This is a genomic window from Anabaenopsis sp. NIES-4685, from assembly GCF_059725405.1.
Genome location: NZ_AP043602.1, coordinates 3,674,740 through 3,699,834, shown reverse-complemented (window position 1 = coordinate 3,699,834; position 25,095 = coordinate 3,674,740). Strand labels below are relative to the sequence as shown.

The following is a 25,095-nucleotide window of genomic DNA, read 5'->3' as shown; positions in this document are numbered from 1 at the left end:
TTGAGTTGGCGCAAGTATCACATCCGAAAAGGTGGTAATACTACTTTTTAGCTTAACTATGAGACTGGTCATAAATTGTTTGAGGAGGAGTTCTTAAATTCCAAACAATTCCCAGCCATGATAATAGGGTAAGAATGTAATGAGTAATATCTATTTCCCACCAATAGAAACCTTGACGTTCTGATGCGGGATAATAATGATGATTATTATGCCAACCTTCACCTAAAGTAATTAAAGCTAAAAACAGATTATTGCGACTATTATCCGAGGTATTAAAACGACGGTAACCAACGATATGGGCGAGAGAATTAATTGTAAAAGTTGAGTGATAAACCAGGACAGTACTTAAACAGAACCCCCAGATAAGCATCTGCAAACCAGATGTTTGTAGGCCAGGAAGATAAATCTGAAACAATATGCCGATAACAGTAACGGCGATTGCTAGCAAGATAGGCACCACCATATGAAAACGGTTTAAATACTGTAACTCTGGGTATTTGGCAAAATCTCGGATCTTGCGTTCATCAGTCTGAGAATATTGAGGAGAGACTACCCAACCAATATGTGACCACCAGCCACCATGAATAATGGGGGAATGAATATCTTGTTCTGTATCTGCATAGTTGTGGTGATGACGATGATGTGCAGCCCACCATAATGGGCCTAACTGCGCCGAAGCATTACCTAAAACCGCCAGAATAAACTGAAAAAAACGGGTTGTTTGATAAGTACGGTGTGAAAAATAACGGTGGTATCCGGCGGTGATGCCAAACATCCGCACAAACCATAATAATAAACAAGTAATTAAAGCAGTCCAACTAAAACCTACCCAAAAAATCAATAATCCACCAATATGAACTGATATAAAAGGGATATTACCTACAAAATCTATTTGACGTTCTTGTTTTGATAACATATAAATATACTGAGTAATGACACACCCTGATTATTTAATCTTTGTTGTTTTCAAAGACCAAATTCTGAAAATCAAAATCTAAATTTTTCTTAGATCCATAAAATTTGACCCATCCATCTTGTGCAGTTTGTTATGTAGTGGGTTGACAGCATATTTTCTGATCAAAGTGTAGTGTTGCGGGCTGCTTATGGCTAGCCTACACAAGCTATCGACTGAGCGCTGACGGCGAAGTTTTGCCAGCTATTGATTTACCTCACCCAGATGAAATGTGCTGTGTCAGCAGACAAATTCAACAATATTGATTATCGGGCATTTTTGGTCATCGAGACTTAGTTCAATTTCAAAATTTTACATTTTGATTAGCTTCTATCATTAGGCATATTAGATTGATCTGTTGTGAAATAATCTTGGCAGAAAAAACTTGCCCCAGGAACATGATACCTCCCAGGGCAAGCTGACCCTTGAAAATAGTCCTTAAAGCTGCTTTACCTCGGAAACCAACTTAGAAACCATATCTTTGGCGCTACCAAAAAGCATGGTAGTTTTTTCTTTGTAGAATAATTCATTATCTACACCGGCAAAACCCGTACTCATGCCGCGCTTAATGACAATTGTCTGCTTTGCCCGATCTACTTCCAAAATCGGCATACCATAAATGGGGCTATTGGTATCGCTGCGGGCTGCTGGATTGACCACATCATTGGCACCAATTACTAAAGCCACATCCGCCCCTTCCAATTGGGGATTGATATCATCCATGTCATACAACTGGGTATAAGGCACATTGGCTTCTGCGAGTAACACATTCATATGCCCCGGCATCGACCGGCGACGGGGTGAATAGCATACTTAACATCAACGCCCATGCGTTCTAATTGATCTGCTAATTCCCTGACAGTGTGCTGGGCTTGGGCTACAGCCATACCATAACCAGGGACAATGACGACGTTACGAGCATAACCTAACATCATTGCTCCTTCTTCGGGGTCAATGCTGCGGACTGTTTGATTGGTTGTAGTACCTGTAGCACCGCCACCACTAGGAGCGGACGCTTCCCCACCAAAGGCACCAAACAGCACGTTAAATAATGAACGATTCATCGCTTTACACATAATCTGGGTGAGGATTAAACCCGATGCGCCCACCAGTGCGCCAGCGATAATCAACATATTGTTCATGACCACAAACCCTGCGGCTGCGGCTGCTATCCCAGATAGGGAGTTTAATAGGGAAATGACTACAGGAACATCGCCCCCACCAATGGGGAGGACGAACATAACACCCAATACTAAAGAAACTCCTACCACGGCGAAGAATATGGGTAGGCTGTCGGGTGTGATGATTAAATAGACACTACCTACTAAGTAGGCAGCCAGTAGGGCGAGGTTAAATGGTTGTTGGAAAGGTAATTTAATGGGAGAGCCACTGATTAAACCTTGCAATTTGGCGAAGGCGATAAAACTACCTGTTAAGGTGACACCACCGATTAAGACATCCAGTAAAATGGAAATGTTTACATCTAGAGGTATGGGTTGGGCATTGCCAATTAACCGCCAGAACTCGGCAACGGCGATGAGTGCGGAAGCAGCACCACCTAAACCATTAAGTAAACCCACCATTTGGGGCATTTCCGTCATTTGGACTTTGTAAGCGGCGATCGCACCAATTCCGGCACCAATAGCCAAGCCGACTAAAATCATCTCATAGTTGAGTACCTGCTGATCTAAGAGTGTGGCGACAATGGCCAGCAGCATCCCCACAGCCGAGATCACGTTACCGTTACGTGCTGTAGCTGGGGAACCCAGTTTCTTTAAACCCAGGATAAATAATGATGCAGCGACCAGGTACGTCAGCTGAATCCCAGTTGGTAGAAAATCGCTCACGCCTTAACTTCCTTTTTCTTGAACATTTGCAACATCCGATCTGTGACGAGAAAACCACCGACAACGTTAACTGTCGCTAGTACCACAGCAATTAAACCGAGAATTACTGATATACTGGTATCTTTAGCACCAGCAGCTACAATTGCCCCTAATACAGCAATACCAGAAATGGCATTGGAGCCTGACATTAAGGGGGTGTGTAAAGTCGGTGGGATTTTGTTGATCACTTCAAAGCCAATAAAGGATGCCAAAACAAATACAAATAAAGCAGCGAGTAATGCTTCGGTCATGAACTGAAATCTCCTGTTTGTAACCACAGATGCACACAGATAGGTTTTGAGGGGCGGTTAGTTAAGTGCCGATTTGAGGACTCAAAGCTTTTAGCGCATCCTGCACTCTTTGATTGCGAATTTCCCCGGCGTGGGTAATGCAAGCCGCATCAATGATGTCGTCAGCAAAATCTACTTGTAGAGTTTTATCTTTGATTAATAATTGCAGCAAGGATGTTAAGTTCTTAGAATACAGCTGGCTAGCGTGAACTGGCATTGATGAGGGTAAGTTGATGGGGCCAATAATCGTCACGCCATTCCAGAGAATATCTTTACCTGCTTGGGTGCAAGCACAGTTACCCCCTTGTTCGGCTGCTAGATCTACAATTACTGAACCCGGTTTCATTTGTGCTACCATTTCCTCTGTTACTAGTCTTGGTGCTTTTCTCCCGGGTACTTGGGCGGTGGTAATCACGACATCGGCATTTTTCACGTGTTCCGCCACAACTTCCTGGGTACGTTGTTTACTAGCTTCGGAAATTTCTTTGGCATATCCTCCCGCTGCAGTTGTTTCTTCTTCGAGTTTGACTTCGACGAATTTCGCCCCCAGACTTTGCACTTCTTCTTTGACTGCGGGACGAATATCAAAGGCTTCTACTACCGCACCTAAGCGTCTGGCTGTGGCGATCGCTTGCAATCCCGCTACACCAGCCCCCATAATAAATACTTTAGCTGGGGCGATCGTGCCGGCGGCTGTGGTCAGCATCGGGAAATATTTAGGTAATGCAGCAGCGGCAATTAATACTGCTTTATATCCTGCTAGTGAAGCTTGGGAAGACAAAGCATCCATACTTTGCGCTCTGGTCGTACGGGGGATCATCTCCATACTCAAAGCTGTAATGTGCCGATTTGCTAGTTCCTGTACTACTGCGGGATTTCCCAAAGGATTAAGGAAACTGATTAACACAGATCCCTGTCGCAGTAATTCTATTTCTGAGCCGCCATTTTCTCGCTCTTTTGGTGGGCTAACTTTGAGTACAATATCTGCTTCACTCCATAATTTAGCTGGATCAGTTATAACTGTTGCTCCTGCTGCTTCGTAGGCAGAATCGCTAAAACAAGAGCCTTCTCCCGCACCTTTTTCTACCCATACTTCCAAACCTTGTTTCACTAACCGGGTAACGGTGTCAGGATTTAATGCCACACGTCGTTCACAAACTTCAATTTCTTTAGCAACTGCTATTTTCATGAAATCTCCTGGAGATAAATACCTCTTTTTTGGGCGTCACTGTCTGAGATGGCTTTTCCTGGTAGATAAACCCTTAAATACTTTTGCTTTTCTGTGTTGTAACCTCACTTCGCCCCTTGCAGATTTGACACTTGCCGATAGTCACAAATAGATTCACATATTACAAATCCTAAATTGATTACTAATTTTGCATCTTTCTCTTTAGTTTGTTTTAGGCATTGCAAAATTTTAGTATTCTTTCTTTACATATTTTTTTAGCGTTATTTTTTAATGATTGCTGCTTTGAATCAAGCTCATTTTCCTCAATCTATCCCTTGATTGGCCAATGCCCCAGCACTGCGCTGGTGCGCAATCGCTTACTAGATAGATCAGTTTTTATCACAAAACCTTTGGAATTAGATGTATTTAGACATATTTAGCAACAAAATTGATTTCTACTTAGTCTAAATTATAACTATATATAGGACTCCTATTTGATTTTTGAACAAGACTCAGTACACATGGCAATTCTTCTTACCTGTTCCCTGTTCCCTGTTCCCTGTTCCCTACCTAGACAAATCAATTCAGAAACCAAACCGGATTTCTATATTTTGAGTAAAACTTAAGCTTTCAAGAGTGATGGCACTTTTTGCTTCAATTTAACGTCAATTACCAGGGTGTCAGTAGTAAAGTTGAGTTAAGAGGACTCAAGACTTAGTTTATATCACTAACCTGTTTTCTGGTGGAGGAAACCTAGACTATGCAAAATTTACAATTTCCTGGTTGTGATCGTCAACTGCTTGTGAGACTTGTTTCGGCTCTAGCCGTCACTAGCTCTTTGTTGACTGGGTTTCCAGTCATAACTGTAGCTCAAGGCTTACCGGGACTGACGCTATTTGGCGGCGTTAGCAGTAAAAATCAGCTTCCCTTTAGATTAGACTTTGGCGGACAGGCTAATAGCTGGGAGCGATTCAGACTGCGAATACCAGCCAAAAAAATGAACTTAGCCGCATCTCAGTTTGTGGTTAGCTACCCAGATTATTACGAAGGAAGTTTCGACCCGAACAAAGTGGAGGTCAAAGTCAAAGGTGAAAAAGTTCCCCTAGATGAAGTCAAATGGAACAAAGAAGCTCGCCGTATAGAAATTTTCCCCCAAAAGCCGGTAGCAGCCGGAGGAGAAGTTGAGTTAGTGCTGTCAGATGTCAAAACACCGAGTTTTGGTGGTATGTATTATTTTAACTGTCAGATTCTCTCTCCTGGGGATTTACCCTTAGAGCGTTATGTGGGAACCTGGGTTTTGAGTATCTCTTAAGCAATCATTTTTACTAAGGGCGGGTATGCCTAGGCTACGGAGGATATCACAGATTTGCTTAATTATCAACGATGGTCTTCATCAACCCGCCTGATTAATTGTTGAGGACATTTAAAAAAAATATCATTTTTAGTTCTGGAAGTGATATAGTAAGGGATTGTAACTTTTTATAAAAATCGCCTAAGAGGAGAACGGGATGAAGAGGACCTGGGCGGCACTTGCCGTAAAAGAAAAAGAACTTCTGGTTTTCGGGCTAGGATGCAGACACCAACAGGAAGAAATGTGATCCGATCCAGAAGAAAAAGGGGACGTCATCGTCTGAGCGTTTAGGAAATTTCAAGAAGACCAGATGTGGCTTTGCCCAAAGCAAATCGATTAAAATCTCGAAAAGATTTCCAAGCAGTTTTCCGGGAAGGAATTCGTCGTCACAGTTCTCATTTCACATTGAGAGCTTTAAAACCTTCAGGGTTGAAAAAGCCTTCCTTGGATACTGTAATCAGTGAGCAGCCACTATCGAGCACAAAATTTGGCGTTTCCATTAGCACAAAAGTCAGCAAAAAAGCAGTAATTCGTAATCGGATCAAACGCCAGATTACAGCTGCACTGCATGAGCTATTGCCAAAATTGTTTCCAGGTTGGCGGCTAGTCATTGTTGTCAAACCAGCAGCAGCAGAATCTCAGTGCGTAAGCCAGCAATTTCTGCAAGAATTAAAAGAGTTGTTGGTAAAAGCTGAGGTGTTTGATGGGCATTCGTGAAGAAGTTTATTATGAGGGAGGCCCCCACATCGGGGACTTAATCCTCAATGTGTTGATTGGACTAACTGTCGTCGGGCTACCATTGACTGTGGGAGCCATTGTCAGAGCATTATGGCTACGTTTCCGCATCACTGACCGCCGGATTTCCGTAACGGGAGGTTGGAGAGGAGGCGATCGCACGGATATCATTTATTCAGAGATTGTGAAAATTGTCAAAGTTCCCCGTGGCATTGGCTTTTGGGGAGATATGGTATTAACCCTCAGAAATGGTAGTCGCCTAGAAATGCGGGCTGTTCCCAATTTCCGCCAGACTTATGACTACATCAATGAAAGAGTTAAAGCTAAAAATCCCCTATATAGCGGTGCCGCTAACAAGTAATAGGCAGTAATAGAGACGCGATTCGTCGCGTCTCTACAAAATAGTAGGGACTAGCGAAGGTAACATTTACTTTAATCTAGTAAGCTATAAATATAAAAAATAGATCGGGATAGCATTCCGTTCTTAGAGCCGAGAGCCTCCTGTGCAACAGCGGGATTCTCTGGGCGGCCTGCACAAAAGTGTAGGAGTATGTCACATTCAGATTAGTTTACAGTAACTCAGGTTGAATTCAGAATAATGGATTTTGGTATCGGGTTTCTCTCAAACAACGTGATGCTGCCAATCATAGATTTTTTCTATGGGATTGTGCCTAGCTATGGATTGGCGATCGTTGCCTTGACATTGATAATCCGCTTCGCGCTCTATCCCCTGAGTGCTGGTTCAATTCGTAATATGCGGAAAATGCGAATTGTGCAACCTCTGATGCAGAAGCGGATGGCAGAAATTAAAGAGCGCTATAAGGACGATCAGCAAAAGCAGCAAGAGGAAATGGTCAATGTCCAAAAAGAATTTGGTAACCCATTAGCAGGATGTCTGCCCCTATTGCTGCAAATGCCAGTATTATTAGCGCTGTTTGCCACATTGCGGGGTTCACCTTTTGCTGGTGCAAACTACAGCGTTAACCTGCAAATTTTTCCGGCTGAACAAATCGAACGAATTCAACCCCAGGCCTTTGCTACCGCTCCCCAAAACATCTACATTGCTGATGGAGAGCACGTTCGTGTCACTGCTATTCTACCCGGAGGTAACAAATTAGCCGTAGGAGAAAAAACTAAGATCCAATATCAAACTCTTGATGGTAAACCATTTCAGGCGCTTTTAGCAGAACACCCAGAAAATAACCTGATTCCTCAATGGAAAGTCATGAAAGGGGAAGAGAGGGTCAAAATAGATGCCCAGGGCAATATAGAAGCCTTGGAACCGGGAGACGTGACCATTCAAGGCTCAATTCCTGGACTAGCAGCAGAAAAAGGATTTTTGTTTATAGAAGCTTTGGGTAGAGTTGGTGCTATAGATCCTGATGGTAAAGTCCACTGGGATATTGTCTCGATGATCATATTTTTCGGCATCAGCCTTTATGTCAGCCAAATGATTTCCGGGCAGAATTCTGGTGGTGGTAACCCGCAACAAGATACAGTTAACAAAATCACACCAGTTATATTTTCTGGAATGTTTTTGTTCTTCCCCCTACCAGCTGGGGTATTAATGTATATGGTGATTGGTAATATTTTCCAAACTGCCCAAACTTATATTCTCTCTCGTGAACCTCTACCGGAGGGACTACAACAAATTGTAGCCACCCAAGAGAAAGAAGCCGCAGCAGAACAGAGAAGTTTACCATTTGAGCCCAAAAGTTCTAAGAAAAAGACTACAGGTTGATGATGCTTGACAGTGGGATGCACAGAGGGCAGCAGTGGTTAAAAACCCTGCTGCGACTAACAGGAACACCTGCGGAGATTCAAGGGAATTTACAAACTGACCCCTCTCAATTTGACAATTCCCCAGAAACAGATAGCTACTGGTTGACTATTGATGAAACTAACCTGACCCAGAAACAAATCCAAGTTTTAATTGGCGCTAACGGTTCAGTGCTAGATGCGATTCAGTATTTAGCCAACTCGGTGCTAAACCTCAACCAGCCCCCAGGGTCACAAGCCTCTTATACCATTGATCTGAATGGGTACCGCCTCAAAAGACAAGGGGAAATTCGCGCTTTGGCAGAAGCAGCAGCGGACGAAGTACGCGCTTCTGGTAGGGAAGTAGAAATAAAGTCTCTCAGTGCTGCTGAAAGGCGGCAAATCCATTCTTTCTTCCAAGAATTTGCAGATTTGCAAACTTTTAGCCGTGGACGAGAGCCGCACCGTCATTTGGTGGTCTGTCCAGCGCCGACAGTTGAATAATCCGGTTTAAACCGGATTATATCATAAAAACCTGGGAAATATAAAATTTCTCTTCTGTTCAAAAGCTAAAACAGAGTTATGAGAAATTTGGGTTAAAAACCCCGTCCTTCTAGGACGGCTTTATGGTTTTTGTGACAGCAAAATATAACTGTTCGTGATTATATCGAAATCCTATGGACGCAATTTTTATTCCCCAACTTACCAAAGCCCCGGAGCGGAGAGAGGAAATCGAAGTTAAAGAGTTTCTCCCTGGTCTGGAAAGCTTAACACCGGTTCGTGGTCGCTTGCGGATAGAGCATCATGGCAATTACTTAGAAGTATCTGGGAAAGCGGAAACAATTGTTACTTGTACTTGTAACCGCTGTTTGCAGCAATATAACCATCGTTTAATAGTGAATACCAAAGAAGTTATTTGGTTAGATGAAGCCGCTAATCAAATACAGGATATACCTTTAGAGAGGGAAGTAGTGATGGAAGATTTGCTGGAAACCCTCTCACCTGATGGTTATTTTTATCCGAGTGAGTGGTTATATGAGCAGATGTGCTTGGAATTGCCTCAGCGCCAGCTTTGTAACCTCAATTGTCCGGGTATTTTGACTGCTAAGGTTGATAGTTCAGACAAGCCCGTTGATAGTCGTTGGGCTTCTTTGGAAGCGTTAAAAAAGCAACTTCCGGGGTGAGTAAATGTTTTAAGTTGTAGTGCTTGTGATCAGCCTGAAAAGGGATTTATTAGTTTAACCTAACTTAAGACCCGGTTTCTGAGAGCCGGGTTTTTTAAATAAATATTTTTAAGTTTTGAAAAATTATGAACTTTCGTGAAGAATTTAAATTGTTGCTACGCGCCCGCTACCCTTTGATTTATATCCCCACTTATGAGGAGGAACGGGTAGAAGCCGCAATCCGGGAAGAAGCGACAAACCAAGGAAACCGTCCTGTATACACCTGGGATTTTGTGGATGGCTACCAGGGAAACCCCAATGATACAGGGTTTGGCAAGCGTAACCCGTTGCAAGCTTTGGAATTTGTGGAAAAGTTGCCAGCTTCTGCCCCTGCTGTCTTGATTTTACGTGATTATCATCGATTTTTAGATGATGTGGCGATCGCCCGCAAACTTCGCAACTTAGCTAAACTCCTGAAGTCCCAACCGAAAAATCTGGTATTGCTGTCGCCGCGGGTTGCTATTCCTGACGATTTAACCGAAGTTCTCACGGTGGTGGAGTTTCCTTTACCCGCAGCGCCGGAAATTAAAGCTGAGGTGGAAAGGTTAGCACAAAGCACTGGTAATAATTCCCTATCGGTGAAAGTTATCGATGACTTGGTGCGTTCCTGTCAAGGTCTGTCCATGGAACGGATACGGCGGGTTTTGGCTCGAGCCATCGCATCCCATGGAGAATTACAACCTGAGGATGTAGACTTAGTTTTAGAGGAAAAGCGCCAAACTATCCGCCAAACCCAAATCCTGGACTTTTACCCAGCCACTGAGCAAATTTCTGATATAGGGGGACTAGATAACCTCAAAGATTGGTTACTGCGTCGGGGAGGCTCGTTTACTGATAAGGCGCGACAGTACGGATTACCCCACCCTCGTGGTTTAATGTTGTTAGGTATTCAAGGAACAGGTAAATCTTTAACAGCAAAAGCGATCGCTCATCACTGGCATTTACCCCTACTACGTTTAGATGTAGGACGCTTATTTGGTGGTTTAGTGGGTGAGTCAGAATCCCGTACACGCCAAATGATTCAGGTAGCGGAAGCCCTCGCCCCCTGTGTATTGTGGATTGATGAAATTGATAAGGCTTTTTCCGGACTGGGTGGTAAAGGTGATGCAGGTACTACTAGCCGTGTGTTTGGTACTTTTATTACCTGGTTAGCTGAAAAGACCTCACCTGTATTTGTTGTTTCCACTGCTAACGATATCCAATCCCTACCACCAGAAATGTTGCGTAAAGGGCGATTTGATGAAATTTTCTTTGTGGGTTTACCTACTCAAGACGAGAGAAAAGCAATTTTTAACGTTCATTTATCCCGACTGCGCCCCCATAACTTGAAAGGTTATGATATTGACAGACTAGCTTATGAAACACCGGATTTTTCAGGAGCCGAAATTGAGCAAACTTTGATTGAAGCCATGCACATTGGATTTAGTCAAAACCGCGATTTCACTACTGATGATATTCTCGAAGCTGCGAGCCAGATTATACCCCTGGCGCGAACGGCTGTTGAGCAAATTCAACAATTACAAGAATGGGCTGCATCTGGGAGGGCGCGTTTAGCCTCGAAACACAATATTTTGGGTGATACTTTCGGTAAGTTACGTAATTAATCATTCGGATGTTAAGTAGGTCAACGTACTTAATTAAAGATAAAACGTCATTGCGTTAGCGAAGCTTGGCGTTAGCCATACGGAACGAAGTGGAGTGAAGCAATCCCTATCCACATTTTACGTTGCTGAATTTTGACCTACTTAATAATTTTTCCCAACGTTTGTACAGAATTTTAATGGCACCCCTCCACATTCTTTATTGGGGATGTATATATATAGGCATACACTTACCTGGAAACCTTGGGTTGAAAATGGAAAACCCTACTTAATAAAGTCATATTTTTTTACATATTTACTCGGAATCTTTCGCAAAACCTGGCACAATGGTACTGCGAAATTTAAGAGTAGCCTGATACAGCAAGTAATGATATGGTATGTACAGGACTTACGCAAAACAGAACGAAAGTAGGGGTAATTCATGAATCACCCCTACATCAGAACCAGGTTTTTAGTCCAATCTTGCGTAAGTCCTAATGTAATCAAACTGTGGATGTAAACTTTAATAATGAGAGTTTCTCATGACTTCTCAAGCTCCCTCAAGTTCTTCGGTTAAGCCTAATTTTCTGGAGAGTCTATTCCGACGATCGCGAATACTTATTGGTATATTTATCCTCTGGACAGTATCTCTAGTAGCTTACACTATCATTTCTCAACAGAGCTGCGATCCTATCCTATGGTGGCAGCAAGGTCAACAAACAGAATGCTGTATAACTTCTGTTCACCCTGAACATAGTGTAATTACGGGACAGAAAAAAGATACATCACATAACTCCGTGAAATCCTGTGATGATCCCAGTAAAATAGATCCGGACGAGGAGGTGACACTCTGTAAGCCAGAAGCAGCGGTCATCGTTGGAAGCGTCACTACCGTGGGCCTAATTGCATTAACGGTTCCCCCGCCATTCGCAGTTGCTATCGGAAGTGCGGTAGCCTGGGGATATTGCTGGTTCGTTGAAAATGTAAATTGATGAACATTTTTATCATGGAAAACCCAAAAAAAATACTCGGACTTCCCCCATCCTTAGTCAAAATTGTGGGAGGAATTGCAATTTTTGTTTTGTTTTTAGCTTTACTTCCTCACCAAATTTGCATTAACTCAACTTGTCCCCCACCACCACCAACATTTCCACCGCCCATAATGGTAATAGCTGTAATACTCAGTTTAACCTTAATAACTTTCTTAGGAATTCCACCAGTACCAGCTTTACTTGCAGGTGCAGGAATTTGGTTTGTTATCGAAAAAATTGATTTTCTTCATCTCTTTCACTAATCATCATGAAATCAGTTATCAAGCTGCGGAATGTTACAAAAACCTATGTGATTAATCAAAAAAAGCAGAACGTCTTAGACGATATTAACCTAGATATTCTGTGCGGAGAATTTATTTTACTGCGTGGGGATAATGGCTCTGGAAAAACTACCTTAGTAAACTTGTTGTGTGGATTACAATCTCCCAATCAGGGAGCTATTGAAGTTTTTGGTAAATCACCACAAGATCCGAAATCTCATTTAAGACTGGGGACGATGTTACAACGGGCAAAACCTGTGGAATATCTCACTGTCAAAGAAACTATTCAGCTATTTCGGAGTTACTATCCCCAACCCCTGGAACTTGAAGATACCATTAAGCGATCGCGTTTAGACACAAAACAAAACGATTATGCAACCACCTTAGCTGGGGGACAAGCTCAATCTTTATATTTTGCATTAGCGATTGTGGGAAACCCAGATTTACTCATTCTTGATGAACCTACTAATAATCTTAGTCAAGAAGCTCGTGAAAATTTCTGGAAGCAAGTTCGAGAATTCCATAGCCAAGGAAAAACTATTATCGCCATTAGCCATAGTCAACAAGATTGTGATGAAATTGCTGATTTAGTGACACGGGAACTGATATTAGAACCAAGTCATGGAAAAATTCAAGAAATTTCCTCACCTCGCTATCAAGACCTTATAGCTGTTGTTAACAGCACAGACAATTCTCCGCAACATTCTCCAGCTAGCAGTGACTATCAAGAAAACAATTTTATCAGCAATTCCAAAGCCTTTTGGGGACAGTTCTATGCTGAGATGTTACAAGGTTTTCGCAAAATCGATACTGTGCTGGGGAGTGCTATTTTAGCGATTGCCATGGGCTACTTTATTGATAAAACTAGCCAAGAATCCTTCCAAGCCTATGTATCAATTTCTTTAAGTGCCTTGATTCTTTTTCTTTGTATTAATCAGTTCTGTTTGAAAATTGCCTCAGAACGCGATCGCGGTTGGTTAAAACTCATCCGAATCACGCCACTACCCTTTACAACCTATCTTGCAGCCAAAGTAGGGATTTTTTCATTGCTGGCTTTAACAATGAGTGGATTATCTCTGATTATCGCAGAAGTGGAGAGTTTGGTACATCACAAACCAGCGTTAGCATTTGAACCCTGGATGCTCTGGTTAAGTGTAATCCTACTATTAGCCATTGTTCCCTTTGCTATTTTTTGCTTCACCTTGGGATATCTCTTTAAACCTGAGTCTGTCCAGTGGGTGAGTCTGATAGTTATAGCTTTCGTGGGATTAACAGTAGGATGGAACCCAACCATCTTGTTTCATCAACCTTGGTTTGAGCAATTGGTTCTTTATTCCCCTGCTTATCATTACGGTCAATTAATCGCTTGGATAGGTCAAGTCAATTTCCCGCAGACTTTTAAGTTTGACAACCACCCCCTAGTTCATATCCTGTGGTTACTATGGTGGACGGTCGTTGCAGGGGTGCTAGCACGATGGGCTTATCGTCGGGAAGTTCTATCAGGCTAGGGGATACAAGCAAAGTCAGAGGCGATCGCCTCTTTGTGCATCCTGTGTATCAAAGCCTTCATGAATAATTAGCAATAGTAAGGCGGCACTCACTTTTTTTATCATCAAGTTACCATAATTTTACACTGGCTGCTCCAGTACATTTTTTATGGGAGTGGTCAATATTTAATTATGAATTACTATTGACTATTGACCATTGACGATGAGGTGATAAGGATGCTTTCTAATTTACTTAAGTTGATACTCGGCTTTGTCATGGCGATCGCTATTCTAATCGGTAGCGGTGTTACCGTTGCATTTTATTTCATTAATCGAAATTTAATCCCCCCGCCTAAACCTATTTTTGCAAATGACGGTACGTCTTTACCACAAGAAGCTCCTCAAACAACTGAGGTAAATATTATATCCACCCCCGAACCAACTCCTACGGAAACTCCCCCGGAAACTCCCACGGAAACATTACCACCGGGAGCTTACCGAGGCCGTGTGATCTGGACTGAAGGCTTAAGTGTGCGAGCTGAACCAACGTTGGATGCTCCCCGTGTGGCTGGGGTGGGGGTGAATGAAGAACTGATTATCTTGGAAGAAAGCCAGGATAAAAGATGGCAAAAAGTTCGCACTCAAAGCCAACAAGAAGGTTGGGTAAGAATAGGTAATACGGAACGAATTGATTAATTGATCATGAAAATGCTGAAAACCCCTGCAGAAACAGCAACGTAGTTGGGTTTCTCGTACTTTAGGCACAGGGGTGTGGGCGGAACTTTTTCAGAGTTAAATTGATAAGCTTACCTGGGAACCTTGCTGAGTTTTATTCACCTCAATGCGGGCTTGAAAAGCTTCTTTAAGATGGGGCATATGGGTAACTGTGAGGATACAGGCAAAATCAGAGGCGATAGTATTAATGGAGGCAATTAGGCGATCGCATCCTTCGGCATCCTGTGTACCAAAGCCTTCATCTATAATTAATAATTGCAACGCTGCACCAGCCCTCTGTGCCAGTAATTTTGCTAGGGCTAAACGGATAGCAAAGTTAATTCTAAACGCTTCGCCACCGGAGTAAGTCTCATAGGCTCGTGTTCCCCTGGAATCAGCTATTAAAATATCTAAGGTATCAATCAGCTTGGCGCTTTTCTTCTTAGCGTTACTACTCCGCCCAGCTTTTTGAGTAATAAATTGTACGTGCAATTGATTAGCACTCAACCGCGATAACAGTTGATTTGTCTCAGCTTCCAGTTGAGGTAAGACGTTCTCAATCATCATTGCTTGGATACCATTTTTACCAAATGCTTGCGCCAATTCCTGATAAACTCGTTGTTGCTGCTTACAAGTTTGTAATTCCTGCTGCTGTTCCTCATACTGGGTTTGCAGGTTTTCCAATTGTAACATCACCTGTTCTAAACGCCCCAGATGTGATATGTAATCATCAAGTTCTCGTCGGCGTGTGTGAATTTTCTGCTCTAAAGCGTTGATTTGCTCCGTGGGATTGGCTGATTGCTCTAACTGTTCGGTAATATTTGCAATTTGGGTCAGGAGTTTTTCCCGTTCTTGCAATCTTTCCCTCCTAGAAGCGTCTAAATCCTGCCATCGTTGTTGGAGTTGGGGATACTGCTGCTGGGCTGATAAAAGTTGCTGATAACGCAATTGCCAAGATTGAGCTTGGCGTAAAGCTTGGCGCAGGCTGTTATGTTGCTCTGAACTGTAACCGATTTCGGCAATCTGACGCTCAAGTTGAGAAATTTGTTTCGCACAGTCAGAATCAGTTTTATCCTGCTGGATTTTAGTGTGTAATTGGGCAATATTCCCTTGTAATTCTGGTTTGCGGGCGGCTATTTGCGCTTGTCGCTTGGCTGCGTCTTTAATTTGCCCTTGTTTAATTTCTGCCCACCGCCACCGCTCTACTTCACTGCGAGCCAGAGCGTGGTCTTGCTCATTATAATTCAGTTGTTGTAAATATTCATCTAATTGCCGCAGTTCCGCCTGTTGATCTGGGGCGTAATCACCCACTTCCAGCGATCGCTCTAAATGCCGCTTTTCAGTAGCTAATTGTTGTAATTCTTGCTCAGTGTCATTAATAGATTGCAGTTGTGCAGCTAACTGACCTCTTTGTTCTCGTAGATTATCATAAGGGGACAATTTATGATGTATTTCCCGATATTCCTGTCTGAGTAGTTGAATTTCTCGATCTGATACTGCCTTTTGTTCCCGGAATACCCACAACTGGTCTTCAGTATCCTTGTAGTCATCTTTAGTTTTATCTACGACACGATTCCAGTGATGTTCATCTAAAGGACGCTCACACAAGGGACAAATTGCATCAGGGGTGCGGAGCATTTGCAATTTTTGTTCCAACTCCCCCAATAATCTTTCATATTCCCGTTCTTGAGCTTGTAGACGTTCCATAAAGTGCCGTCTTTCCTGTCCTTTTTCCTGTACTCGTTGCAGGTAAACTTTATCTTTCTCCATTTGCGAAATCTGGGTTTCTAACTCTCTGGCCGCTTGTTGTAGTTGCTCTTGACGTTGTGAGGAGCTTTTTAGTTGGTTTTCTCTAGCTTGTAACTGTTCCAGACGTGCTACAACCCCCGCATGAACTTTATCCAGTTGAGTTTGCAGGTTTTGCCGTTGTTGTAACAAAGGAGAAACTTGCATTTGCAGTTGATCCAATTGAGTTAAACGCCGACGGGCGGATATCAGTTGTGCTAAAGCAGCTTCTACTTCAGCAGATTTATGAAGAGTTTCCTGAATTTCTCGCTCTTGGAGTTCTAAGGCTACTAATTGTCCTTCAACTTGTTGTAGTTCCCTTTCTAGTTCGTGAATTTGGCTAGTTAATTGCTGTTGCTTTTGTTGCAGCAGTGCCGTTGCGCGGGTGTGTTCTTGAAACTTAGTTGCTAAGGCTTCTTCTTGCAACTCCAGATTTTGATAGTGCCTAAAGCCGTTATGTATTTCAGTTTCCTGATTTAATATTGCTTCTAAATCTGATAGCTGAATTTGAATTGCTGATTGTTCCTGTTGCAGGCGATCGCTATCTTGAGTTAAATTTTGCTGTTGTTGCCTATAAAAATTAAGTTGTTGCTCCCAATTTTGGCGCTGATGCTGGACAAGTTGCAAACTTTGTAATTGAATCTTCTCAAAGGCCTGAACCTGTTGCAGTTGGTTCAGTTCAGTTTCCAATTCTGCTTTTTGGGCTGCGGTTACTTCCCGTTGTTGCAGCTGAATTTGACTCGACTCCAGAGTACGCTCTAACTCCTGAACCCTAGCCTTAAACTGGCGAGATGCATCTTTTGCTCTTTCTTCGAGTTGATCATATTGATTGAGTTTTAATAATTCTGCTAAAATTTCCTTGCGTTCACTGGGACGCTTGATCATAAATTCGTCAGCACGACCTTGACGCAGGTAGGCAGAATTAATAAAAGTATCATAATCAAGCTTGATGTGTTGTAAAATCAAGTCCTGGGTCGCTCTGACACCTTTACCAGTCAGGGCGCGAAACCCAGAAGTTGTTTCAATTTGAAATTCTAGGACACCACTAGCACCCCTAACTCTTGTGCGAATCACCCGATATTTTTGCTGGTTACATTGAAAAATATAATCCACCCGAACTTCTTTCGCCCCTGAATGAATCACATCATCTTCAACACCAGCGCGGCTTTCACCCCAAATTGCCCATGTGATTGCTTCTAATAAAGAAGACTTACCGGCACCATTAGAACCACAAATACAAGCCGTATGCAAACCGCTAAAATCTAAACTTGCATCACGGTAACTGAGAAAGTTTTTGAGGATAAGTTGTACTGGAATCATTGAGGCTACAGCACCACATCTAAGTGTTTTCCTATTTGGCAGTACAGATGCACTATTTGATAGTTTAGCTATGTGCTTCTTACTATTGTAGTATTTAAGTCCGTAATTTTACTAAACTTAACAATATGATGACGCAATTTTTCATATTAGGCAAATTATTTTGCTGATTTGACCTAAAAGAAAATCATCCTGCTTGTGGGAGTTGTATTGATATGGTTTGAACGTTTTCCTTTACCAAATCTTAATCAATCTTTTTTATCTGGTGAGCAAGAATGTCAGATGCATATTTACAAGCATTTCATCTGCGCTATGCAAGGGGGGACTTTCCTCGCCACTGCACAAGATTGATCATATGAGGATGTGTATTCGATTTACTTGAAGAGTGCTGCAATTGGTGAGATATCTATTGCCATAGCATCATTTTGACCTGTCCCTAGTATCAAAAGTGCTAGCTGCAACAATATGAAAAACTTCTGGCTTAAGTTTTTTTTGTTTGAATATATAACTATAGTCACATTAAAACACAACCAGAAACAATCATAATCAATAGCCCGTCAGATCATACAGCACACACATTAAGCACAAGCATATTATGAATACTCTTCACCAATGGAAATATCACACCGCTGCACTCGTAGCAATGGCAATTACTAGTACTGTTACTCCGATGATGGCCTTTACTCCTGCTAATGCCCAGTATACTATTGGGCAAACCAGAACAGTGACAATTCCCGCTAACGCTAACGTGAGTCTTCCCGTCACACACGAAAAAGAAAGAGTTGTTGTGGTTCGTGGGGAAACATTGAACCTGACATTGAAAATATCAAATGACATCATCGATAATCGCAGAAATATCTTAATTCCCAGAAACACTGAAGTTGTAGGACAGCTAGAACCCGTATATTTCGATAACAGAAGCAGAAACAATGACAATATTAGGGGTGTGAGGTTCGTGGCCAGGGAGTTAGTCTTTACTGATGGCCGTCGCCAATTAATTAATGCTTCCTCTCAGATAATTACCAGAACTGAAACAATTAATAAAAATGATAGCAGTAAAGTATTAACAGATGCTGCTATTGGGGCTGGTGCAGCTACTGCAATTTCACTAATTACAGGAAACCGCAGAGTTGAAGTTTTAGAACCTCTGGGAGGTGCTGCTGCTGGTGCTTTAGCTAGTGTATTGCTACGGAAACAACAAGTTGAAGCATTCGTTTTAAGACCCGAACAAGATTTGAGGCTGGGACTTAATTCCAATTTAGTCATAAACCTGTAATAAGATTGACTATATTTCATCTGTGAGTTTAATTATTTCCCATGAGCGATGGCCAGTGCAAATATATATGGCAGGCGATCGCTTTATTTTTAGCTGCTATAAAGCCTTTTTCAGGCTCATGAAGTACACACCAATTCCCTATTCCCTATTCCCTATTCCCTGTTCCCTGTTCCCTGTTCCCTCAAACTAAAAAAATTGTACCTCACGAGCATGGGAAATGCTATATTTAGCCCTGATTAAATAATAACATAAGTTATGCAAACAGGATAATAAATGCCAGATATTAGCTTATATTCATTACTACAAAGAACAAATGATAGTTAATAGTGTCAGGATTAAAAATCAACATTTCAGGAACTTTTAATGACGCAAATTGTCTGAATACCTAGGAGAAAAACTGAAATTTAGGGCATTAAAAAGCAATGTTGAATTTAAATCCTTGGCAATCTGGAACCCCAGGAATTTTAGCCGTAAGCTTCATATTAGGTACTGTAGCACCCTTAATCACAACCACACCATCATTAGCTCAAACGAGATTTTCCGATGTTCCATCTAACTATTGGGCGGCACAGTTCATCCAAGAGTTATCTAGGCGAGGTGTAATTGCTGGGTTTCCTGATGGTAGGTTTCGCCCCGAAGAAGCAGTAACCCGCGCTCAATTTGCCGCGATGATTAACAATGCGTTCCTAAAAGCATCACAACGGCAAGCAATCAATTTTGTGGATGTTCCTGGTAATTTTTGGGCATCTAATGCCATTCGACAAGCCTATACCATCGGTTTCTTAACAGGGTATCCCGGTAATCGCTTCGAGCCTAACCAGAAGATCCCGCGCCAACAGGTTTTGGTGGCTTTAGCCAACGGGTTAAATTATTCTCCGAGTATTAATACTCAAACTACTTTGCAAATTTTCAACGACAGCTTTAATATTGCTGACTGGGCGCGTAGTCCCATCGCTGCAGCTACTGAGCGGCGAATTGTGGTGAACTATCCTAACGTTCAGTTGCTGAATCCAACTGCAACCGCCACCCGCGCACAGGTAGCGGCTTTTATCTATCAGGCGTTGGTTAGTTCTAATCAAGCCTCCGCAATTATTTCTCCCTATATTGTCGCTGTTGAGCCTACCACCCCCACAGGGATATCTGTGACTATTCCCCAAGGGACTGTGATTCCTGTGAAGTATGCTCAGGGGCAAAAAATTCTCGTCACCAAAGATGAAACAGCACCTTTGACTCTGACAGTATATCAAAATGTAATTACCCGACAAGGAACTGTAATTATTCCGGCTGGTAGTCAAGTTTTGGGTAAACTCCAACCGGCTCAAGGCGGTTCTCAATTCGTGGCGGAGAAGTTAGTTTTGACCACAGGTGAGGAGTATAAAATTAACGCTTCTTCAGAAGTAATTACTAAAACTGAAACTATTAGAAAGGGTATTAACACCAGTACGATTATCCGTAATAGTGTCTTAGGTGCTGGTGCGGCGGCGGCGGTGTCTGCGGTCACAGGGGATGGCGCTATCGCTACAGAAGAAGTGCTAGGTGGTGCGGCTATCGGCGGTTTGATTGGGCTGTTCTTTGGCAGAAATAGCGTTGAGTTAATTTCCATCGTCCCAGATACGGATTTACAAATAAAAATCAATCAAAACTTTCTGGTTTCGGTGAGCTAGTCCTAAGCTGACTATTTTATAGACAAAACTATACTTATGTTGACAAGCATTGACATAAGTGAGTTAAGAAAATCGCCCACTTGATATATAATCCTACGATATCAAGTATTGAATTAAGACTATTGCCAACGCGAAAACCAAGCAATGATAGCGGTAGTCTTTCTTGTCAATCTTAAGAGAAATATCGCGTCTGGCTAAGGCGTGCAAGTCTACTAAGGGATAACCGCTCCCATGCTCCCGTTGAAGTAGAAAGTAAAGTCTAGCTTTGTCTAGGTTTTATATAGCAGATAATCATTGGCGATTAGTGATTGGTAACCAAATTATAAATGTAGTGCCCGGTGTATGGGGTGAAACCAGACTCGAGTTAATTGCAGGGCTGAAAATTTCCATTTCGCCCTCCATTTGTTCTATTAATTGTTTGGCGATCGCTAGTCCCAAACCACTACCAGGAATTTCACTTTGGGCTTGCACTCCCCGATAATGGCGTTCTCCCAAATGGGCTAAGTCTTGTGGTGGAATTCCTGCGCCGGTATTACTAATAGCGATTCCCTGAAAATTAGGTTTTTCTTGCCCTAATTGAATGACTATTTTGCCACCATGAGGAGTGTATTTTAGAGCATTATCAATAATATTGCTGAATACTTCTGGTAATGCTTTGACGTTAGCCTTTACCGGGGACAAGTGGGCGGGAATTTCGGTTATGAGTTCTAGATGACGCTCCTGTGCTATTGCTTGAGCTGATACCAATAATGGTGTTAATAAGTCAACTACAAAGCAATCAATGTTTTTCTCTCCTATTCCTGGCAATAAGAGTACGGGTTTGGGTTGTTTTTCGACAGTTGCTTCCACAAATACTTCGTTTTCAGGCAATGACAAGGGGGCGAAATTACCCTCTGTCCAATCAATTACTTGCTCGAACTGTCGCAGTAATTCTTCGAGGCGATCGCTTTCCCTGACAATATTAGTTCCTACGTCTCGGTTGGGATCACCTGGACGCAGGCGTTTTAATAGCAGTTTGCCGAAGGTGCGCAAGGCGGTCAATGGGTTACGAAACTGGTGTAGTAGGTTATCAAGCAAATCTCGCTGCTGTGCTTGCAGAATTTGTTGTTGATGTAGCTGATGCTGTAACCAGGCTCGACGTTGGTCTAGGAAACACGCGATGGCTATGGTTTGCAGGATTTTTTCAATTTCGCTTTGTTCGTGTTGATTCCAGTCCCTATCTTCTCTACCTGTAATCAATAGACCCATCATCACACCTTGATGAATCAGAGGTAGGACAATTTGGTGTTCACTGAGTCGAGATTCCTCGTGTAAATTTGCTTTTTGTGCATCTGCTTTCCTTGTCTCGTCTAATGAAATCCTTGATCCTGTACCCTCTGGCAATAACTTACCCTGTTGGTCATGTCTGACCAAAACATCGCCAAGTCTTGCTCCCGTCATTTCTTTCCCTCGAGGTAATACTGCAGTCTCCGGGTAAACCACCACAGGAATGAGTTTCGCTTTACCAGCAGGAGCATCTACCAGTTCTTCTGTTAGATAAACAACACATAATGATGCTCCCAGCCCTTCGGCTAGCAGTGCTATTTGCTCTCGGCATAGAGCAACAAAATCTGAACTGGCAGACATTAACATTTTTTTAGCTTTTGCTCAGGATTACAGAATTTCAGGGAAGATAGAAAAGCATTGCTTTATTTTTTATCCCTCTTTAAATAAAGCTTAACTAAATCTTTTGGGTGATGCTTTGCACTAGGGAATTATATGCTTTACAAATTTCATGTTTTACTTCTGTGTATCGAAACTTTAAAAACTCTTGATATTTTAAACTAGAACTTATATAATTGCCACTGATTTTGTAGCTATAACTACAATCTATAGCTTGAAAGAGGAGGAAAATACTTTGGCTAGAAGACGGAAGCGGAAAAGTCGTCGTCGTCAAGAAGGACGACGGATTCTAGAACACGTGCCTCAATATAGCATTGAAAGTGGCGAAGAAAAACCTGTCACAGCAGCAAGAAAATTTATTCAAGCTGAAGGCATTGCCCCACCCGCATTGCTACTTGTCAAGCGAAATGAGCATACCACAGACCGTTATTTCTGGGCAGAGAAGGGGCTGTTTGGTGCTCAATACGTAGAAGAAAACCATTTCTTGTTTCCCAGCCTGCGGTCATTAGAATCTCCGACAGGTGTGGAGCCAGCGGCTGTGGCTAGCCGCTGAATTCTTCATGGTTCTCTTTAGATATGGAATGTGAGTTCCGTCAATCATTTAACTGGTAAAGTGGTTCAGTTTATGAAAAATTTTCGTTTTTTTTTAGTTTCTGACTAAGTTGCTAGTACATCGATATGGAGTCCAGTTAATTCGACTGTATGGAGAAATTAACTTCGGCTCAAACATTGGTTTGTATAGGTTTGTTTCTATTCAAATGCTCTACAGGAGAGTGAGATAGAGCAAAACACATCCCCTGAGACTTGAGTCGCCTTCTCCTGCAATGGATTGCCGAAGAGGCTCTGTAACCGGATATAATCCTTTCCCTGCGCTCCAATTTCGTAGGGAAGATTTATATCCCGGTTAGCTTTTCCTACTTGCTGTGATCAATCAGCGGATTCTAACTGTAAAGCCCTCTGGAACTCCATGAGTTCATCTCGATGGGCAATTATAGTTAGTTTACTTATAAACCCTAGTTTATCCTGGGTTGCTTCTTCTATGTGCAAGGATACCTTCTCAATTCTTCCAGCTTTTTGCCAATAAAATACACCGCTTAAAGGTGACAATAGTAGCAATCCCAGAAACCAATTGCCAAAGTTCGGAAAAAGTAGCGACAAAACCAATGCTAGACAAGCCATACCAGCAGATGCTAACAGCGTTAAAAACAGGGCTAAAAATAAGCTGGGTTGAACAAAACCTTCGAAAATCACTTGATTCTTTTCTCTATCTATGGCGACTACTTGGTAAGAACGCTGGCGAAAATACTCCTTAACTTTCGGCATTAAAGCAGCTTCGTCTTGTTCAGATACAAGTTCTGCTTTTGTTGTGCGGTCTTTGGTTGAGGCCCGAATAAAGAAAAATAGACCCACGGATAACAACAAAGTGAGCAAGAGCGTAGATGGCACAATTGCATTATTCATAACTAAAATTATTATTGTTTTCATAGGATGAGACTGAATTTATGAGCAAATATTCATGAATTTTTCCTTTCCTTTATGTAATCTTGCCAAAGATGGGCCAACTTTTGCGACTGTTCTTGCCATTGTGGAGAAAGTTCGTACATCCTTCTGGGCCTTCCTCGCCCGTCGAGTTTCTTCCAATACCCAGTAATAGCCTTTTCGTCTTCGAGAAATTTGATCGCACTATAAAGTACGGTATCCGAAAGTCGATAGTCTGGGTATTCAGTTTCTAGTCGCTGGATCAATTCAGTGCCATAGGATTCATGTTGTATTAAAACGTACAGAATGTAACAAACTGCTAGTTCCTGACAGAGATAAGCTGGCGGAGGATCCTCAAAGAATTGATATATATCCTCAAGTTTCATGGTTTAGTGAATGGCTAAAAAATGCCTGATAATAGTGATATCTACAGTCCTGGTAGACAGTATATAGTGCTACTGGCAACCTTGGCAGGGTTTTTCAAGCTTAAACATTACAGACCTTACTCACGTAGCTGAAGTCGTGAGAGGATTGTGTAAGTTTTGGGAGCGTCAAATAATATGTTCCTACTCAAGTTATCAGTCTTGTGGACATGGACTGGTCACTTTCCTAGTGTTAAGTGATGCCACACTGGTTATAACTCCTCAAGCATAAAATGCCATGAAATAAATTTTACAAGTAAAATTATACTTTGTCTGTAAAAGTTAACCATATCAAAGTCTAAGTTCTCCCATTCTGGAAATGCCAACCTGGAAGCAAAATTTTAACAACTTTCTCAACCTGTTTCTCCAATCAAGTTGTCTTTTATGCCAAAGAACGACATCTGGAGAATTTTGCCCTTATTGTATTAAGCAACTTAAAAATTGCCAGCACGGGGATCCTGCTGCTTTATGGCAACAAGCAATACCTGTATTTGCTTGGGGAGTCTATGGCGGTATTGTCAAACGAGCGATCGCGGTGATGAAATATGAAAATCAACCGCAAATTGCCCGTCCGTTAGGTCAATGGTTAGGCGAAGCATGGTTGTTATCAAATGTATCGAAAAGTAAACCACACCCTGTAGTCGTCCCCATACCACTCCATCCCAATAAGCAAAAAAAACGCGGTTATAACCAAGCTGCACTCATAGCTGAAAGTTTCTGTCAAACAACTGGGTTAAAATTGCTAGCCAATGGTTTAAAAAGAGTGCAGGAAACTGAGGCACAATTTGGGTTATCAGCATCGCAACGAGAAAGTAACTTAGCGTCAGCATTTAGCGTTGGGAGAGAATTACACAGTCGTCGTATAAATGTCCCCATATTGTTAGTTGACGATATTTATACCACTGGTGCCACCCTCAGGTCTGCTGTGCAAACACTCAATCAGGATGGTATTCCTGTCTTAGGTTTAGCCGCTGTTACTACTGCGGTCAAAGACAAATACCTCAAAGTTGATAGGTAAAGTTACTTTCATCCAT

The 25,095-nt window shown here is 42.2% G+C and carries 22 protein-coding genes and 1 pseudogene; 15 read left to right on the top strand and 8 right to left on the bottom strand.

Features of this window, described 5'->3' with window-relative positions:
• Positions 1 to 52: 52 nt before the first annotated feature.
• The 4 genes and pseudogenes from AC6IZ0_RS15825 to AC6IZ0_RS15810 all read right to left on the bottom strand — a co-directional run bounded on the left by AC6IZ0_RS15825 (position 53) and on the right by AC6IZ0_RS15810 (position 4,317).
• Positions 53 to 916, bottom strand: a complete 864-nt coding sequence (locus AC6IZ0_RS15825; RefSeq protein WP_497723801.1) for an acyl-CoA desaturase — start codon at positions 914 to 916, stop codon at positions 53 to 55.
• A gap of 474 nt (positions 917 to 1,390) precedes the next feature.
• A pseudogene (locus tag AC6IZ0_RS15820) lies at positions 1,391 to 2,799 on the bottom strand (NAD(P)(+) transhydrogenase (Re/Si-specific) subunit beta).
• Entirely contained in the window at positions 2,796 to 3,089 is a 294-nt protein-coding gene (locus AC6IZ0_RS15815) for an NAD(P) transhydrogenase subunit alpha part 2 (RefSeq protein ID WP_271733442.1), read from the bottom strand. Before AC6IZ0_RS15815 ends, AC6IZ0_RS15820 begins: the two are co-directional and overlap by 4 nt.
• 61 nt (positions 3,090 to 3,150) lie before the next feature.
• Entirely contained in the window at positions 3,151 to 4,317 is a 1,167-nt protein-coding gene (locus tag AC6IZ0_RS15810; RefSeq protein WP_271733441.1) for a Re/Si-specific NAD(P)(+) transhydrogenase subunit alpha, read from the bottom strand.
• 739 nt (positions 4,318 to 5,056) lie between these two features.
• On the opposite strand from AC6IZ0_RS15810, the gene AC6IZ0_RS15805 reads away from it, so the two are divergent.
• From AC6IZ0_RS15805 to AC6IZ0_RS15755, 11 genes are all read left to right on the top strand, one after another.
• Positions 5,057 to 5,608, top strand: coding sequence for a DUF2808 domain-containing protein (locus AC6IZ0_RS15805; RefSeq protein ID WP_271733440.1), 552 nt, complete (start codon positions 5,057 to 5,059; stop codon positions 5,606 to 5,608).
• A 207-nt stretch (positions 5,609 to 5,815) separates the two neighbouring features.
• Positions 5,816 to 5,938, top strand: coding sequence for a 50S ribosomal protein L34 (gene rpmH, locus AC6IZ0_RS15800; protein WP_497726078.1), 123 nt, complete (start codon positions 5,816 to 5,818; stop codon positions 5,936 to 5,938).
• Between the two features lie 21 nt (positions 5,939 to 5,959).
• Entirely contained in the window at positions 5,960 to 6,364 is a 405-nt protein-coding gene (rnpA, locus tag AC6IZ0_RS15795; RefSeq protein ID WP_271733438.1) for a ribonuclease P protein component, read from the top strand.
• Entirely contained in the window at positions 6,351 to 6,743 is a 393-nt protein-coding gene (locus AC6IZ0_RS15790; RefSeq protein ID WP_497723800.1) for a PH domain-containing protein, read from the top strand. The genes rnpA and AC6IZ0_RS15790 overlap by 14 nt, the downstream gene beginning before the upstream one ends.
• Before the next feature lie 237 nt (positions 6,744 to 6,980).
• Positions 6,981 to 8,123: a membrane protein insertase YidC gene (yidC, locus tag AC6IZ0_RS15785; protein WP_280801861.1), complete on the top strand. Its 1,143-nt coding sequence runs from the start codon at positions 6,981 to 6,983 to the stop codon at positions 8,121 to 8,123.
• Positions 8,123 to 8,644 carry a Jag family protein gene (locus AC6IZ0_RS15780; protein ID WP_497723799.1) on the top strand — a complete coding sequence of 174 codons (522 nt, stop codon included), beginning with the start codon at positions 8,123 to 8,125 and terminating at the stop codon, positions 8,642 to 8,644. Before yidC ends, AC6IZ0_RS15780 begins: the two co-directional genes overlap by 1 nt.
• A gap of 173 nt (positions 8,645 to 8,817) precedes the next feature.
• On the top strand, positions 8,818 to 9,324 hold the full coding sequence (locus tag AC6IZ0_RS15775) for a YceD family protein (RefSeq protein ID WP_271733434.1): 507 nt from the start codon (positions 8,818 to 8,820) through the stop codon (positions 9,322 to 9,324).
• A 125-nt stretch (positions 9,325 to 9,449) separates the two neighbouring features.
• Positions 9,450 to 10,967: a Ycf46 family AAA ATPase gene (locus AC6IZ0_RS15770; protein WP_497723797.1), complete on the top strand. Its 1,518-nt coding sequence runs from the start codon at positions 9,450 to 9,452 to the stop codon at positions 10,965 to 10,967.
• A 518-nt stretch (positions 10,968 to 11,485) separates the two neighbouring features.
• Positions 11,486 to 11,935: a hypothetical protein gene (locus AC6IZ0_RS15765; protein ID WP_497723796.1), complete on the top strand. Its 450-nt coding sequence runs from the start codon at positions 11,486 to 11,488 to the stop codon at positions 11,933 to 11,935.
• 307 nt (positions 11,936 to 12,242) lie between these two features.
• Positions 12,243 to 13,763, top strand: a complete 1,521-nt coding sequence (locus AC6IZ0_RS15760; protein ID WP_497723795.1) for an ATP-binding cassette domain-containing protein — start codon at positions 12,243 to 12,245, stop codon at positions 13,761 to 13,763.
• A 216-nt stretch (positions 13,764 to 13,979) separates the two neighbouring features.
• Positions 13,980 to 14,438, top strand: coding sequence for an SH3 domain-containing protein (locus AC6IZ0_RS15755; protein WP_497723793.1), 459 nt, complete (start codon positions 13,980 to 13,982; stop codon positions 14,436 to 14,438).
• 96 nt (positions 14,439 to 14,534) lie between these two features.
• Here AC6IZ0_RS15755 and sbcC read toward each other — a convergent pair whose 3' ends face one another.
• Entirely contained in the window at positions 14,535 to 17,561 is a 3,027-nt protein-coding gene (gene sbcC / locus AC6IZ0_RS15750) for an exonuclease subunit SbcC (protein WP_497723792.1), read from the bottom strand.
• Between the two features lie 592 nt (positions 17,562 to 18,153).
• Here sbcC and AC6IZ0_RS15745 point away from each other — a divergent pair.
• Both AC6IZ0_RS15745 and AC6IZ0_RS15740 read left to right on the top strand, forming a co-directional pair.
• On the top strand, positions 18,154 to 18,834 hold the full coding sequence (locus tag AC6IZ0_RS15745; RefSeq protein ID WP_271733796.1) for a conjugal transfer protein TrbI: 681 nt from the start codon (positions 18,154 to 18,156) through the stop codon (positions 18,832 to 18,834).
• A gap of 422 nt (positions 18,835 to 19,256) precedes the next feature.
• On the top strand, positions 19,257 to 20,498 hold the full coding sequence (locus tag AC6IZ0_RS15740) for an S-layer homology domain-containing protein (RefSeq protein ID WP_497723791.1): 1,242 nt from the start codon (positions 19,257 to 19,259) through the stop codon (positions 20,496 to 20,498).
• Positions 20,499 to 20,789: 291 nt separating this feature from the next.
• Here AC6IZ0_RS15740 and AC6IZ0_RS15735 read toward each other — a convergent pair whose 3' ends face one another.
• Positions 20,790 to 22,130, bottom strand: coding sequence for a sensor histidine kinase (locus tag AC6IZ0_RS15735; RefSeq protein WP_497723790.1), 1,341 nt, complete (start codon positions 22,128 to 22,130; stop codon positions 20,790 to 20,792).
• A gap of 265 nt (positions 22,131 to 22,395) precedes the next feature.
• Here AC6IZ0_RS15735 and AC6IZ0_RS15730 point away from each other — a divergent pair, with 265 nt between their 5' ends.
• Positions 22,396 to 22,713: a DUF3155 domain-containing protein gene (locus AC6IZ0_RS15730; protein WP_271731621.1), complete on the top strand. Its 318-nt coding sequence runs from the start codon at positions 22,396 to 22,398 to the stop codon at positions 22,711 to 22,713.
• Positions 22,714 to 23,087: 374 nt separating this feature from the next.
• Here AC6IZ0_RS15730 and AC6IZ0_RS15725 read toward each other — a convergent pair whose 3' ends face one another.
• Together AC6IZ0_RS15725 and AC6IZ0_RS15720 are read right to left on the bottom strand one after the other, a co-directional pair.
• Positions 23,088 to 23,621, bottom strand: a complete 534-nt coding sequence (locus tag AC6IZ0_RS15725) for a cofactor assembly of complex C subunit B (protein ID WP_271731623.1) — start codon at positions 23,619 to 23,621, stop codon at positions 23,088 to 23,090.
• A gap of 53 nt (positions 23,622 to 23,674) precedes the next feature.
• A complete protein-coding gene (locus tag AC6IZ0_RS15720; protein WP_271731624.1) occupies positions 23,675 to 24,025 on the bottom strand; it encodes a PadR family transcriptional regulator in 351 nt (116 codons plus the stop codon).
• Positions 24,026 to 24,380: 355 nt separating this feature from the next.
• Here AC6IZ0_RS15720 and AC6IZ0_RS15715 point away from each other — a divergent pair, with 355 nt between their 5' ends.
• The gene (locus AC6IZ0_RS15715; protein ID WP_497723789.1) at positions 24,381 to 25,079 is read left to right on the top strand and encodes a ComF family protein; all 699 of its coding nucleotides are present in this window, start codon (positions 24,381 to 24,383) and stop codon (positions 25,077 to 25,079) included.
• Positions 25,080 to 25,095 lie beyond the last annotated feature (16 nt).

What these genes read in the sequence shown, in the direction of transcription:
- AC6IZ0_RS15780 (WP_497723799.1), top strand. Translation starts at nt 8,123, where the DNA reads ATGATGCTTGACAGTGGGATGCACAGAGGGCAGCAGTGGTTAAAAACC.
- AC6IZ0_RS15825 (WP_497723801.1), bottom strand. Translation starts at nt 916, where the DNA reads ATGTTATCAAAACAAGAACGTCAAATAGATTTTGTAGGTAATATCCCT.
- AC6IZ0_RS15720 (WP_271731624.1), bottom strand. Translation starts at nt 24,025, where the DNA reads ATGAAACTTGAGGATATATATCAATTCTTTGAGGATCCTCCGCCAGCT.
- AC6IZ0_RS15735 (WP_497723790.1), bottom strand. Translation starts at nt 22,130, where the DNA reads ATGTTAATGTCTGCCAGTTCAGATTTTGTTGCTCTATGCCGAGAGCAA.
- yidC (WP_280801861.1), top strand. Translation starts at nt 6,981, where the DNA reads ATGGATTTTGGTATCGGGTTTCTCTCAAACAACGTGATGCTGCCAATC.
- sbcC (WP_497723792.1), bottom strand. Translation starts at nt 17,561, where the DNA reads ATGATTCCAGTACAACTTATCCTCAAAAACTTTCTCAGTTACCGTGAT.
- AC6IZ0_RS15765 (WP_497723796.1), top strand. Translation starts at nt 11,486, where the DNA reads ATGACTTCTCAAGCTCCCTCAAGTTCTTCGGTTAAGCCTAATTTTCTG.
- AC6IZ0_RS15755 (WP_497723793.1), top strand. Translation starts at nt 13,980, where the DNA reads ATGCTTTCTAATTTACTTAAGTTGATACTCGGCTTTGTCATGGCGATC.
- AC6IZ0_RS15790 (WP_497723800.1), top strand. Translation starts at nt 6,351, where the DNA reads ATGGGCATTCGTGAAGAAGTTTATTATGAGGGAGGCCCCCACATCGGG.
- AC6IZ0_RS15725 (WP_271731623.1), bottom strand. Translation starts at nt 23,621, where the DNA reads ATGAATAATGCAATTGTGCCATCTACGCTCTTGCTCACTTTGTTGTTA.
- AC6IZ0_RS15745 (WP_271733796.1), top strand. Translation starts at nt 18,154, where the DNA reads ATGAATACTCTTCACCAATGGAAATATCACACCGCTGCACTCGTAGCA.
- AC6IZ0_RS15760 (WP_497723795.1), top strand. Translation starts at nt 12,243, where the DNA reads ATGAAATCAGTTATCAAGCTGCGGAATGTTACAAAAACCTATGTGATT.
- AC6IZ0_RS15715 (WP_497723789.1), top strand. Translation starts at nt 24,381, where the DNA reads ATGCCAACCTGGAAGCAAAATTTTAACAACTTTCTCAACCTGTTTCTC.
- AC6IZ0_RS15805 (WP_271733440.1), top strand. Translation starts at nt 5,057, where the DNA reads ATGCAAAATTTACAATTTCCTGGTTGTGATCGTCAACTGCTTGTGAGA.
- AC6IZ0_RS15740 (WP_497723791.1), top strand. Translation starts at nt 19,257, where the DNA reads ATGTTGAATTTAAATCCTTGGCAATCTGGAACCCCAGGAATTTTAGCC.
- AC6IZ0_RS15775 (WP_271733434.1), top strand. Translation starts at nt 8,818, where the DNA reads ATGGACGCAATTTTTATTCCCCAACTTACCAAAGCCCCGGAGCGGAGA.
- AC6IZ0_RS15810 (WP_271733441.1), bottom strand. Translation starts at nt 4,317, where the DNA reads ATGAAAATAGCAGTTGCTAAAGAAATTGAAGTTTGTGAACGACGTGTG.
- AC6IZ0_RS15815 (WP_271733442.1), bottom strand. Translation starts at nt 3,089, where the DNA reads ATGACCGAAGCATTACTCGCTGCTTTATTTGTATTTGTTTTGGCATCC.
- AC6IZ0_RS15770 (WP_497723797.1), top strand. Translation starts at nt 9,450, where the DNA reads ATGAACTTTCGTGAAGAATTTAAATTGTTGCTACGCGCCCGCTACCCT.